Genomic DNA, 12,281 nt, shown 5'->3' on the forward strand with positions numbered 1-12,281 from the left:
GCCAGGCCGTGCTGCTCCTGCGCGTTCTCGCCGTGCTGGTCGGGATCGGCATCGGAGCCTCGGTCTTCGCCTATTTCTTCACTCGCGAACCGCGCTATCTGGCGCTGGCGTGGAAGCTCTTCCGCTGGGCGATCATCATGGCGCTGGTGTTCTTTGCGCTGCTGATCCTCGAGCGGGTTCTGGTGCCGCTCGTTTAGCCGGCGCTCTTCACGAAGCGCCTGAGCGCCTTAGCCAGCGGAGAATCCGCGGGCAGCGTCGCGGCAAGATCGCCGAGCCCGCTGCGGGTCGATTCGCTCACGTGACGATCCGGCGGCGGCGGGGCGGGGGGGCGATATTCCGGCACCGACACCTTCACCTTGATGTCCCGAAGGATCACGCCCGAGCGTGCGAAGTCGGCCAGCAGGCTCGGCACTGCCTGGCGCAGCTTGACGGCCAGACCGGCGCTTTCCACGTGGATCACCAGATCCTCGCCCTTCAGGTTGGCGACCTTGCAGGCGGCGGCCATGTAGTCGGGGAGAAGGTCGGCCAGCTGGCGCTGCAGGCGCAACAGTCGGGCCGCGTGGGCCTGCAGGCGGGCAAGGCTGTCGCCGCTGCCGAGATAGGTGTCGATCGGGTTGGTCTTGGCCATCGGGGCTTGGAATTCTGAGAAGCGCCCCCATCCTAGGGGGAACCCTTTCCGCGGACAAGAGTGAGCGGCGTCTTGTCCTGTGTCACGGTCGTGTCCGGACGACATGATAGAATCCGCCCTTTGCCGCGTTTTCCCTTCCAAATCAAATGATCGCAGGCCTTCTCAAGAAAATTTTCGGCAGCCGCAACGACCGCCTGATCCGCCAGTACAGCCAGACGGTGCGCACCATCAACGCCCTCGAGCCGAAGATCCAGGCCCTGACCGACGAGGAACTGCGCGGCAAGACGGATGAGTTCCGTCAGCGCGTCGCCAAGGGCGAAAGCCTCGACGACCTGCTTCCCGAAGCCTTTGCGGTGGTCCGCGAGGCCGGCAAGCGGGTGCACGGCATGCGCCACTTCGACATGCAGATGGTGGGCGGCATGGTGCTGCACGCCGGCAAGATCGCCGAAATGCGCACCGGCGAAGGCAAGACCCTCACCGCCACGCTGCCGGTGTATCTCAATGCGCTGTCCGGCAAGGGCGTGCATGTCATCACCGTCAATGATTACCTCGCCAGCCGCGACTCGGACTGGATGGGGCGCATCTACCGCTTCCTGGGCCTCACGGTGGGTTGCAACCTGTCGCAGATGCCCCACGACCAGAAAAAGGCGGCCTACGAAGCGGACATCACCTACGGCACCAACAACGAGTTCGGCTTCGACTACCTGCGCGACAACATGGTGTACGACGTGGCCGAGCGGGTTCAGCGCGGCCTCAACTACGCCATCGTCGATGAAGTGGACTCCATCCTCATCGACGAGGCCCGCACGCCGCTGATCATCTCCGGCCAGGCCGAGGATCACACCGAACTCTACGTCCGCATGAACGCCGTGCCGACGCTGCTGACCCGTCAGGAAGGCGAGGGCGAGAACATCACCACGCCGGGCGACTACACCGTCGACCTCAAGGCCCACTCGGTGCTGCTCACCGAACAAGGCCACGAGCACGCCGAAGAGATCCTCGGCAACCTGGGCCTGCTGCCCGAAGGGGCCAGCCTGTACGACCCGGGCAATATCCTGCTGATCCACCACCTCTACGCCGCCCTGCGGGCCCACGCGCTGTATCACAAGGATCAGCACTACGTGGTGCAGAACGGCGAAGTGGTGATCGTCGATGAGTTCACCGGCCGCCTGATGGCCGGCCGTCGCTGGTCCGAAGGCCTGCACCAGGCTGTCGAGGCCAAGGAAGGCGTGAAGATCCAGGCCGAGAACCAGACCCTCGCCTCGATCACCTTCCAGAACTACTTCCGCATGTACGGCAAGCTCGCCGGCATGACCGGTACCGCCGACACCGAAGCCTACGAATTCCACCAGATCTACGGCCTCGAAACCGTCGTCGTGCCCACCACCCGTCCGATGATCCGCAAGGACCAGAACGACAAGGTGTACCGCACGATGAAGGAAAAGCACGACGCCATCACCGCCGACATCAAGGATTGCGTGCAGCGCGGCCAGCCGGTGCTGGTGGGCACCACGTCCATCGAGAACTCCGAGCTGCTGTCCGACATGCTGACGGCCGCCAAGCTGCCCCACAACGTGCTCAATGCCAAGCAGCACGCCCGTGAGGCCGAGATCGTCGCCGAAGCCGGCCGTCCGGGCGTCATCACCATTGCCACCAACATGGCCGGTCGCGGTACCGATATCGTGCTGGGCGGCAACGTCGAGAAGCCTGTCTCCCTGATCCGCGAGGACGAAAGCCTGTCAGACGCCGAGAAGGACGCCCGGATCACCAAGCTGCGCGAGGAGTGGAAGGTCCGCCACGAGCAGGTGCTGCAGGCCGGCGGCCTCAAGATCATCGGCACCGAGCGCCACGAATCCCGCCGTATCGACAACCAGCTGCGTGGCCGTTCCGGCCGTCAGGGCGACCCGGGCGAGAGCCGTTTCTACCTCTCCCTCGAAGATCCGCTGATGAAGATCTTCGCCGGCGAGCGTCTCAACGCCATCATGGTCCGCCTCAAGATGCCCGAAGGCGAGGCCATCGAAGCCGGCATGGTGACCCGCTCCCTCGAAACCGCCCAGCGCAAGGTCGAGCAGCGCAACTTCGACATCCGCAAGCAGCTGCTCGAATACGACGATGTCTCCAACGACCAGCGCAAGGTGATCTACCAGCAGCGCAACGAGCTGCTCGAAACCACCGACATCACCGAAACCATCACCGCCATGCGCGAAGGCGTGCTCCACGATGTGTTCCGCATCTACGTGCCGGTGGATTCCGTCGAAGAGCAGTGGGACATCCCGGGCCTCGAGCTGGCCCTCGAATCCGACTACCAGCTCAAGTTGCCGGTGGGCGAATGGATCAAGGCCGATCCGTCCATCAGCGACGACGACATCCTGTCGCGCCTGCTGGACGCCGCCGCCCAGGCCTACGCCGACAAGGTCGCCCTGGTGGACCCCACCGCCTGGCATGGCTTCGAGCGCAACGTGATGCTGCAGAGCCTCGACACCCATTGGCGCGAGCACTTGTCGGCGCTGGATCACCTGCGCCAGGGCATCCACCTGCGCGGCTACGCCCAGAAGAACCCCAAGCAGGAATACAAGCGCGAAGCCTTCGAGCTCTTCGAGAACCTCCTGCAGGTGGTGCGCACCGAAGTCACCAAGCTGCTGATGACCGTCCAGATCCGCTCCGAAGCGCAGATCGAGGAAGCCGAAATGACGCCGGCGCTGGAAAACGTCCAGTATCACCACGCCGACTACGACGAAGCCCTGGCCACCGCCAACCCGGATCGCGACGTCAATCAGCCGGAAACCAATCTGGCACCGAAGGTCGGCCGCAACGATCCGTGCCCCTGCGGCTCCGGCAAGAAGTACAAGCACTGCCACGGCAAGCTCTCCTGAAAAGGAGCGATAAACCTACTGCGCGACCCGATCCTGCGACTGCGGTGCTCGCTGTACTCCAGTACAGCTGCGCGCCTCCCCGCAGCCTCGGGCCGCTCGCTACGGTTTCTCGCCCCTTTTCAACGGGGTAGTCGTTCGTTGACAAGGCCCGCTTTCGAGCGGGCCTTGTGCGTTGACGGCGCCTCAAGCTGCAACGTCGCCTGCCGTTATCGGCGACATGGCTTTCACGAACCCTGGCCCTTCTGATCTGACCGAATGGATCGCCCGCATCCGGGGGCGCGACATGCCGGTGTTTGCCCGCACGGTGGATGCGCTGCGGCGGATCATCGTTGACGACCGGGCATCCGCGTCGGCGCTGGCGCAGGTCATCCTGAAGGACGCGCCGATGACCACCAAGGTGCTGCGGCTTGCCAACAGTGCCTATTTCAATCACTCCAACCAGGGCATCAACACCGTCTCGCGGGCGATCGTTGTGCTCGGCTTCGACCCCGTGGCCCAGCTGGCCCTGTCGGTTGCGTTGATCGACGCGCTGCTGCGCGGGAGCGTGCGCAGCCGGGTCAATCTCGAGATGGCGCGCAGCTTTCACGCGGCGGTCCAGGCCCGCTGGGCGATCCAGCGCAAGGGCGAGCAGCAGGGCGAGGAAGTGTTCATCGCCGCGCTGCTGTCCCGGGTGGGCGAGATGGCCTTCTGGTGTTTTGGCGGCGATCAGGCCCAGGCGCTGGAGCGCTGCATGAGCCAGGGCGGCGTGCGCGAGGAAGAGGCCCAGCAGGTGGTGCTGGGCTTCTCGCTGCGACATCTCTCGGCCGGGTTGGTGCGTGAATGGAAGCTCGGTTCCCTTGCGGCTGCGGCCATCGAGGGTGACGCCCGGAGCCGCGGCCCCGAACGGGCCGTGGCGATCGGCGACCGTCTGGCCCGTGCGGCCGAGGATGGCTGGGATTCGGTCGCCGCGCGGCGGGCCATCCGCGAGGCGGCGGATTATCTCGGGCTGCCGGTTTCGGTGGTGAGCGCCGAGATCATCGCCAACGCCGGCGAGGCGGCGCGGGTGGCCGCCTTCTTCGGCGCCCCCGAAGCCGGTCGCGCGATCCCGCGGGCCGAAGTACCCCTGCCTGAACCCGAGCCACCGGCACCGCCAGCCGCGCCGGACGCCAGCCTGCAGCTGCGCATCCTGCAGGATCTGGCGGCCATGAGCCTGGAGCGGGCCGCCATCGCCGACATCCTGCAGTTGGTCGCTGAAGGCGTGCTGCGTGGCGTCGGCTGCGAACGGGTTGTCGTGGCGCTGCTCACGCCAGACCGCCTGCATCTTCAGGGCAAGATGGGGCTGGGTAGTGGTGGCGAAGCCCTGTGCGCGCGTTTCATCTTCCCGATGGATGGCGATCCGGACGACGTGGTCGACGATGCCATCGACAGCGGCAAGGCGTGCTGGGTCAATCCGGCCCGCGTCGAGCGCGGCGGCACTGAGCGGCTGCAGGCGGTCACGGCCAGCGAGTCCGGCTTCGTGGTGCCTTTTGGATCGGCGACACGGCGAATCGGCGTGCTCTATGCCGACCGCAATGGCCGTCCGCTGGATGAGGAGAGCTGGCGGGCCGTCCAGCATTTCGCTCTGCAGGCCAGCCTGGCGGTGGCCTTGAGTGCCGCCGACGGTGTGCCGAGCTGACGTGCTGGTGTCCCGGTAACGACTCCCGGATTATCATGGCGTTCTTTTGCCAATTGGCGCCTGTTCCTGGAGTCTTTCATGCCCGTCCTGCTTTCCCCCCCTGAAGCCGCTGCCCTGTTTCCCGTGCCCGGTGTCCGCCTTGGCGTCACCGAGGCGGGGGTGCGCAAGGTCAATCGCAAGGATCTCACGCTGATCGAACTGGCGCCGGGCGCCCGCGTGGCCGGGGTGTTCACCCAGAACCGCTTCTGCGCGGCGCCGGTGCAGATGTGCAAGGCCCATCTGCCGGCCGGCGAGATCCGCGCGCTGGTGATCAACACCGGTGTCGCCAACGCCGGCACCGGCGAGCCCGGTCTGGCTGCTGCCCGCGCCACCTGTGAGGCCGTCGCCGGCCAGCTGGGCATCGCCGCCAGCCAGGTGCTGCCGTTCTCCACCGGGGTGATCCTCGAACCGCTGCCGGTGGAGCGCATCGTCGCCGGCCTGCCGGCCGCCAAGGCCGCCCTCAAGGCCGACGGCTGGTTCGACGCCGCCCACGGCATCATGACCACCGACACCATTCCCAAGGCCGTGTCGCGCCAGGTGCAGATTGGCGGCAAGACCATCACCCTTACCGGCATCTCCAAGGGCGCCGGGATGATCAAGCCGAACATGGCGACCATGCTCGGCTTCCTCGCCACCGACGCCGACGTGGCCCAGCCGGTGCTCGACGCGCTGCTGAAGGAAGTGGCCGATCTGAGCTTCAACAGCATCACCGTCGATGGCGACACCTCCACCAACGACAGCTACATCCTCATCGCTACCGGTCAGGCCGGCAACGCGACCATCGCCGATACGGCGTCGGCCGATTACGCCGCCTTCCGCCAGGCCGTGCTGGACGTGTCGATTCTGCTGGCCCAGGCCATCGTGCGCGACGGCGAGGGCGCGACCAAGTTCATCACCCTGCAGATCGAAGGCGGCAAGACCCGCGAGGAATGCCGCAAGGTTGGCTACGCCATCGGCCACTCGCCGCTGGTGAAGACCGCGTTCTTCGCCTCCGACCCCAACTTGGGCCGCATCCTGGCCGCCATCGGCTACGCCGGCATCGACGATCTGGATGTGTCGCAGCTGCGCGTGTGGCTCGGCAGCAACGGCGAGGAAGTGCTGGTGGCCGAGAAGGGTGGCCGCGCCGAGAGCTATCGCGAGGAAGCTGGCGCCCGGGTGATGGCAGCGGCGGAGATCACCGTGCGCGTGGATCTTGCCCGCGGTGACGCGGCGGCCACCCTGTGGAGCTGCGATTTCTCCTACGACTACGTGAAGATCAACGCCGACTATCGGTCGTAAGTCGGCACGGCGGCCTAGCTTGGGCTGCCAATGAAAAACGGGGCGGATCGAAAGATCACGCCCCGTTTTTCATGGCCAGGCCCGGTGTTCAGATGTTCTGGCGCAGCGCGTCGACCACCTGCATCCGCGTCACCTTGTAGGCCGGCACGATGGACGCCAGCACGGTGGCCACGAAACCCACCAGCGCCGAGGTGACGAGGGTGAGCGGCACGATCCGGATGTAGGCGGTGTAGCCCAGGTTGGCGTTGGGCGGCGGCGGCATCGGAATGCCGATGGCGGAGATCGTCAGCGCCGCGGTGATGCCCAGCAGCACGCCGAGCACCGCGCCGGTGAGACCGAGGAAGGCGCTCTCGAGGATCACCATCTTGACGATGTCGCGGGACTGGTTGCCCAGCGCCTGCATGGTGCCGAACTCGCCCTGGCGCTCGAAGACGCTCATGTTGACGCTGTTGGCCACCGACAGCAGCACCATCAGCAGGATGATGAACTGCAGCACGCCAAACTGGCGGTCGTAGAGTTGCACGGCCTTGTCGTAGAAGTCGGACAGGGAATTCCAGGTGCGCACGTCGAGCTGGCTGCCGAGCTCGCTCACCAGCCTGGCGTGGACGGCGTCGGTGTCTTCCGTCTTGTGGAGCGCGACTACCAGCAGGTTGGCGCCTTTGGTCTGGAGGAGCTCCTGGGCGGCGTCGAGGGGGATGCGTACCGCGCGGGCGTCGAAATCCTTCGAGAAGCTCTGGAACACGCCGACCACTTCGAAATCCATGGTGTTCATTGCGCCCTCGGCGGCGTTGAGCACCAGCGTCACCCGGTCGCCGGGCACGAGGCCAAGGGTCTTGGCCACGCCCTGGCCGAGGAGGATGCCGTCCCGATCGGCCTTGGCCAGCTGGCGGCCCGCGGCGATGGTGATGAAGCTGCCGAGCTTGGCTTCCTTGTCGGGTTCGACGCCCTCACCGATGATCGCCAGATCCCGCTTGCCGTTGTTGAGCAGGCCCGAGAAATACAGGCGGCTCATCACCGCGTCCACCTCGGGGTGCTTCGCGATACCGGCGGCGAGTTTTTCGGGCTGGTCGATCAGGAAGCGCTCGGGCGAGCGGGTGCCCTTTTCGAGGAAATCCTTTTTGAAGACCTGCAGGTGGCCGGTCTGGGAGTGGATGATGGCCTCGCCGAGCTGGATGAAGATGTCCTGCACGAAGCCGCCGGCGAGGATGAGGCCGGTGACGCCGAAGATGATCGCGGCGAGGGTCATGCCGCTGCGGACTTTCTGGCGGAGCGTGTTCCGGAGGGCGAGCTTCAGGAGCATGGGATTTTCTCAGCGCTGGTGACGCAGGGCGTCGACGATGTTCATGCGGGAAGCCTTCCAGGCCGGCAGGATGCTGGCGACCAGGGTGGTCAGCAGGGCGAGGGCGAGGCCTTCGGCGACCAGCCCGGGGGTGATCAGGATCTGCCCGATGTAACCGCGGGCCATGCCGGGCGGCGGCGGCATCGGAATGCCGACGGCCGAGATCCCGCCCGCCACGATGACGCCCAGCAGCACCCCGAGCAGCCCGCCGATGAGGCCGAGCATCACGCCTTCGATGATGAACATGCGCAGCACGCCTGAGCGCCGGATGCCCAGCGCCATGATCGTGCCGATCTCGCCGGTGCGCTCGATGACTGCCATCGACAGGGTGTTTGAGATCGACAGCACGATGATCAGCGCGATCAGGATCTTGACCACGCCCACCTGGCGGGTGAAGAGCACGACGGTCTTCTTGTAGAAATCGGCCAGCTCGTGCCAGGGAATGAATTCGAAATCCTTGGCGGATGTCTGGGCGCGGGCCTGGGCGACGAAGGCGTCGGTGTCGTCGGTCTTGTCGAGCAGGACGACCCAGCTCGTTGGCCCCTTGGCGCGGGACAAGGTTTGCGCGACCGGCAGCGGCACCCGCAGGAAGGTGTCGTCGTAGGCCTTGGTGATGGTGGCGAAGATCCCGCGAACCCGGCACTCGACGGCGTTGAGGGTGCCCTTGGAGGTGGTGGCGAGGAGCACTACCGTGTCGCCCACCTTCACGCCCATGTTGGCGGCGAGGCCTTCGCCGAGAATGATGCCGTTGGGCTCGGTTGAAGAGAGCGCCTCGCCGGAGATGATCTGCAGCGCCCGGCTGAGGTCGCCTTCCTTGTCCGGATCGACGCCTTCGCCGGAGAAGGAGATGGTGGAATCGTCGTGGCTGGCCAGCCCGGTGAATACCAGCCGCGGCGTGATCACGCGGACGCCGGGGGTCTTGGCGAGCTCGTTATAGACGGCGTCGGCGCCCGACAGCAGGTAGGCGTAGGGGTCGGCGAGCCCCTTGTCGAAGAACCCCGGGCGGACGATCTGCACATGCCCCAGCTGGGAGCGGATCGTCGCCTCGCGCATGTCTTTCAGGATCCACTGGATGAAACCGCCCGCCAGCAGAAAGGCCATCACCCCGCCGACGATGGTGACGAGGGCGAACAGCGCCCGACGCCGCTGGCGGACGATGTTTCGGAAGGCCTGGGTGACGTCGCGGAAATAGAGATCGATCGACATGAGGCGCACGCGGGGAGTTGCTCGGAAATGCTTGCGGGAAGAAACGTATGGTCGCTTGGAAAGCCAGCAGGGGCAAGTGTTTGATTATTCCAGGTGACAGTTGGCGGGCTGCTGCGCCGGGTGTGCCGGAACAAGGGGAAAAGATGCAAAAGAAAAGCCCGCCACTCTGGGAGTGACGGGCTTGAGTGCCGCAAGACTGCTTTCAGTCGATCACCCGAAGGTGATCAACCTGGGCGAGTCTTAGGCCGACTTGCGACGGCGCAGAGCGGCCAGGCCGGTCAGGCCGAGGCCAGCCAGAGCCATGGAGGTGGGCTCCGGAACTTCCAGGCCGAACTGGCCGCCGTTACGGATCACCAGGTCGGTGGAGCCGTTCATGGAGATGCCGGCGATGTCCGGGTTGAAGGCGGTGTTGTAGATGCCGGTCAGGGTCGCGTTTTCGGCGGCGGACCAGGTGTCGGTGACGCTGGCATTGGTGGTGGCGAAACCGAAGGTCAGACCATCACCAACCTTCAGCGACAGATCGTTCATGGCGCCATCGAAGAAGTAGCCAGAGGCCATGCTGGTGGCCTGGAAAACCAAGCTGAAGAAACCATTAGGAAGAACGCCACCCGGAATCACCGCCCCCTCACCGGTGATCAGTTTAAATGAAGCAATGTTAGTTGCGCCACTGTAAACATTCAGCGAACCGGAGGTGAAACCCAGTACGCCAGTGGTGGTAGAGCCGCCACCAACGCCAACGAACTCGCTGCGCAGAGCGGTGGTCAGGATGGTGGAACCGCCGTCGGCGGCGGTAGTGTTAAAGTTGCCGGCTTCGTTGAAGGTGAAGGTGGTGCCGCTGATGGTGTTCTTGACGTAGGCCTTGCCCGCCAGGTCAAGGTATTCGGCAACCAGGGTGGCGTCAGCGGTGCCGCCGACGGCGCCGTTGGCATCCATGTACCAGTTGGTCAGGCCGGCGTTGGCGCTGCCAGCAGCGGACAGGGCGGCAACGGTGGCCAGGGCGGTGAGGGTCTGCTTGAAGGTTTTCACTTATTTAATCTCCTGAGTAATCGGGGCCACTGTAGCCCTTTCTTTTCATAAGCAATCGGTGTGCCAGTTTTTTGCGATTTTTTAAAGTTATGATTTTGTGTAGGTTTTTTTCAGTTGGGGAACTTCGTCAGAGTCTCGCTGAAACAGGTGTAAAAATTGTCGACACATTTTCTGGCGATCGGGTGGGCGATGACGTTGAGTTGTTGATTTTTCTGGAAAAGTGCGCAAATTGGGTAGTGTGAAATATGTCTCAAGCGGGTGGTTGCAGCCCTAGCCAAGTCGCTTCGCAGTCGGCTTTGACTATGGTATGGGCATCCGTCGTGGTGCGAGCGAGCGCGCAGCGGAGCGGAAGAAACAGGCCGTTATTGGTGGCCTCCAGTCGCTTGAGCAATGCCAGGAGGCGAGCCTCGTGAGGAACACTGCCGTCCAGCCGGACCGTCGAGAGGACAAGCAGCGGGGTGTCGTCGAGGGGCTGGAGCGGGGACAGGGTGTAGTGAAGATCGGAAAGGCCTGTTTCGGCCAGGGCTGCGTCGATCCCGCCCATCAACTGTAGACGCGGCACCGATGACTTCAAGCCCAGCCGATCGAGTTCGGCCTGTTGCCGGAGGGCGAGGCGGGCGTCGGCCGCTTCCTTGAGGGTTTCTTCGTGCTGGCGGTGGATGCCGTTCAGCCGGAGGGTGAGGTCGTTAAGTGTGGCGTCGGCGTTGCGGCGGAGCTGATTGGTGGCAGCGGCCAGCCCCATCGAGACGGCCAGTGCGACGAGGCAGGCGAGCAGGGGCTTGCGCAGGGCGGCGGGGATTGGCGTCGGTCGGTGGGCTGTCATGGCGCGCTGGGGGGGAAGTCGATCCGCACTACGACGGGCTGGCGCTGCTGGGCGTCTGCTGCCGGGATGCCGGTGGGTTCGATGGTTGTGGTGGCCTGGGTGGTTGTCTGCAGGGTGGCTGCGAAGGTCTCGGCCAGGGTGTTGGCGCCCTGGATGGGCAGGTTGATGTGCAGCCGAATCGTGAGGGCCGGGTCGGGATCGGTCGGGTTGAGCGTCCATTCCAGGCGATCCAGATCGATCTGCGGATGGTGGTCGAAGGCGCGGGACACGGCGTTCAGCCGGGTGTCGATGTCGGCGGCGGCGTGAAGCCGGACGGCCCGGGCGTGGGTGGCGTGGATTGCGGCGGGCGGGTGCGGCGTTGGCGGGATGGCGGCACGGGCCTGGTCGAGGCGGAGCTGGGCGTCGGTGATGCGGGCGCGGAGCTGGGTGCTCTGGGCGTCGCTTTCCTGGCTTGCCATGTAGTTGGCGGCGCCCAGCGCGAGGCTGGCGCCGACGACGAGGGCGGTGCCGAGGATGGCGGTCTGACCGATGCGCGCGATGCGTCGCGCGCGCCCCAGCGCCGGGACATGGATGGCCGGCAGGCGAGGGGCGCGGGCCAGCAGATGGATGAGCAGCGGCAGGCTGTCTGATCCGATGGGCGGCGGGGCGCCGCAGTTGTGGGCGAGCGCCACGAGATCGACGCAGTCGATGCCGTCGGGCGCGCTGTTGCGGATGGCGGTGTGATGGTCGGGGTGGGCGAGCACCCGGATCTGCGGGGGCATGTCATGGCCGAGGATGCGCTGGGCGTGCAAGTACTGGCGGGTGCGCTGGATCTCGGGGTGACAGCTTGCCCACGGATCGGCGCCGGCGGGGGTGAGGCGGCTGAACCGGAGCTTGCCGTCGGCGTAGCACGAGACCCGCAGCCCGGCTGGGCCGAGGCTGGCGAGCAGTTGCGGTGCGTCGGGGGCGGATCTGGCTGGCGGCAGGTGCGCGAGCAGGGCCATGCCGACGAACGGTATCGAGTGAACGCCGCTGACAATTGATCCGGCGCGGGTCAGGGCGTCGAACCAAGGGCGGAGGCTTTCGGGGCGCGTGAGCGCGGCGAGCAGGACGGTCTCTTCCGGTTTCGACGCATTGCGTGTGCCGAGGGAGAGCCGGGTGACGTGCGGCACGCCGGCGCCGAGGCGTTCCTGGCGGCGGGCCAGCAGGCGACGGCGGTCGCTGCCGCGCAGGGGCGGGATGGTTTCGGTCGAGAAGATCTCGTCGGGAAGATCGATGAGGAGCGTGAAGCGGGTTCGGGCGTGCGCGGCCAGATAGGCGGCGAAGCGGGCGAGACCATCGGCGTCGGGCGTGAAGTGGCTGTCGGCGGCGGATGCGCCGGGGGCGTGGCTGGCGAGTCCGGCGGCGGAGACGTGGAGGGTGCGACGGTCGGCCAT

General features: G+C 65.8%; 10 protein-coding genes. 4 read left to right on the forward strand and 6 right to left on the reverse strand.

Translation table 11 applies throughout. The annotated features are described in order from the left end of the window. Window positions 1–8: 8 nt before the first annotated feature. Window positions 9–197: a hypothetical protein gene (locus GH681_RS13705; protein WP_153162007.1), complete on the forward strand. Its 189-nt coding sequence runs from the start codon at window positions 9–11 to the stop codon at window positions 195–197. Here GH681_RS13705 and GH681_RS13710 read toward each other — a convergent pair. Next, on the reverse strand, window positions 194–628 hold the full coding sequence (locus GH681_RS13710; RefSeq protein WP_153162008.1) for a DciA family protein: 435 nt from the start codon (window positions 626–628) through the stop codon (window positions 194–196). The genes GH681_RS13705 and GH681_RS13710 overlap by 4 nt on opposite strands. A gap of 146 nt (window positions 629–774) precedes the next feature. On the opposite strand from GH681_RS13710, the gene secA reads away from it, so the two are divergent. The 3 genes from secA to argJ all read left to right on the forward strand — a co-directional run bounded on the left by secA (window position 775) and on the right by argJ (window position 6,472). Then, complete coding sequence (secA, locus tag GH681_RS13715) at window positions 775–3,501, forward strand: preprotein translocase subunit SecA (protein ID WP_153162009.1); 2,727 nt, start codon at window positions 775–777, stop codon at window positions 3,499–3,501. Between the two features lie 217 nt (window positions 3,502–3,718). Next, window positions 3,719–5,155, forward strand: a complete 1,437-nt coding sequence (locus tag GH681_RS13720; protein ID WP_153162010.1) for an HDOD domain-containing protein — start codon at window positions 3,719–3,721, stop codon at window positions 5,153–5,155. Between the two features lie 78 nt (window positions 5,156–5,233). Next, window positions 5,234–6,472, forward strand: a complete 1,239-nt coding sequence (argJ, locus tag GH681_RS13725; RefSeq protein ID WP_153162011.1) for a bifunctional glutamate N-acetyltransferase/amino-acid acetyltransferase ArgJ — start codon at window positions 5,234–5,236, stop codon at window positions 6,470–6,472. A gap of 88 nt (window positions 6,473–6,560) precedes the next feature. On the opposite strand, the gene GH681_RS13730 is transcribed toward argJ, so the two are convergent. From GH681_RS13730 to GH681_RS13750, 5 genes are all read right to left on the reverse strand, one after another. Beyond that, window positions 6,561–7,772 (reverse strand): ABC transporter permease, encoded by a 1,212-nt coding sequence (locus GH681_RS13730; protein WP_153162012.1) that lies wholly within the window; start codon window positions 7,770–7,772, stop codon window positions 6,561–6,563. A 9-nt stretch (window positions 7,773–7,781) separates the two neighbouring features. Then, the gene (locus GH681_RS13735; protein WP_153162013.1) at window positions 7,782–9,017 is read right to left on the reverse strand and encodes an FtsX-like permease family protein; all 1,236 of its coding nucleotides are present in this window, start codon (window positions 9,015–9,017) and stop codon (window positions 7,782–7,784) included. A 240-nt stretch (window positions 9,018–9,257) separates the two neighbouring features. Beyond that, window positions 9,258–10,043 (reverse strand): PEP-CTERM sorting domain-containing protein, encoded by a 786-nt coding sequence (locus tag GH681_RS13740; RefSeq protein ID WP_153162014.1) that lies wholly within the window; start codon window positions 10,041–10,043, stop codon window positions 9,258–9,260. Between the two features lie 250 nt (window positions 10,044–10,293). Continuing rightward, the gene (locus tag GH681_RS13745; RefSeq protein WP_153162015.1) at window positions 10,294–10,866 is read right to left on the reverse strand and encodes a hypothetical protein; all 573 of its coding nucleotides are present in this window, start codon (window positions 10,864–10,866) and stop codon (window positions 10,294–10,296) included. Then, complete coding sequence (locus GH681_RS13750) at window positions 10,863–12,281, reverse strand: hypothetical protein (RefSeq protein ID WP_153162016.1); 1,419 nt, start codon at window positions 12,279–12,281, stop codon at window positions 10,863–10,865. Before GH681_RS13750 ends, GH681_RS13745 begins: the two co-directional genes overlap by 4 nt.

This window comes from Zoogloea sp. 1C4, from assembly GCF_009469605.1.
GTDB classification, from domain to species: Bacteria; Pseudomonadota; Gammaproteobacteria; order Burkholderiales; family Rhodocyclaceae; genus Zoogloea; species Zoogloea oryzae.

What these genes read in the sequence shown, in the direction of transcription:
- GH681_RS13710 (WP_153162008.1), bottom strand. Translation starts at nt 628, where the DNA reads ATGGCCAAGACCAACCCGATCGACACCTATCTCGGCAGCGGCGACAGC.
- secA (WP_153162009.1), top strand. Translation starts at nt 775, where the DNA reads ATGATCGCAGGCCTTCTCAAGAAAATTTTCGGCAGCCGCAACGACCGC.
- GH681_RS13720 (WP_153162010.1), top strand. Translation starts at nt 3,719, where the DNA reads ATGGCTTTCACGAACCCTGGCCCTTCTGATCTGACCGAATGGATCGCC.
- argJ (WP_153162011.1), top strand. Translation starts at nt 5,234, where the DNA reads ATGCCCGTCCTGCTTTCCCCCCCTGAAGCCGCTGCCCTGTTTCCCGTG.
- GH681_RS13730 (WP_153162012.1), bottom strand. Translation starts at nt 7,772, where the DNA reads ATGCTCCTGAAGCTCGCCCTCCGGAACACGCTCCGCCAGAAAGTCCGC.
- GH681_RS13735 (WP_153162013.1), bottom strand. Translation starts at nt 9,017, where the DNA reads ATGTCGATCGATCTCTATTTCCGCGACGTCACCCAGGCCTTCCGAAAC.
- GH681_RS13745 (WP_153162015.1), bottom strand. Translation starts at nt 10,866, where the DNA reads ATGACAGCCCACCGACCGACGCCAATCCCCGCCGCCCTGCGCAAGCCC.
- GH681_RS13750 (WP_153162016.1), bottom strand. Translation starts at nt 12,281, where the DNA reads ATGGCCGACCGTCGCACCCTCCACGTCTCCGCCGCCGGACTCGCCAGC.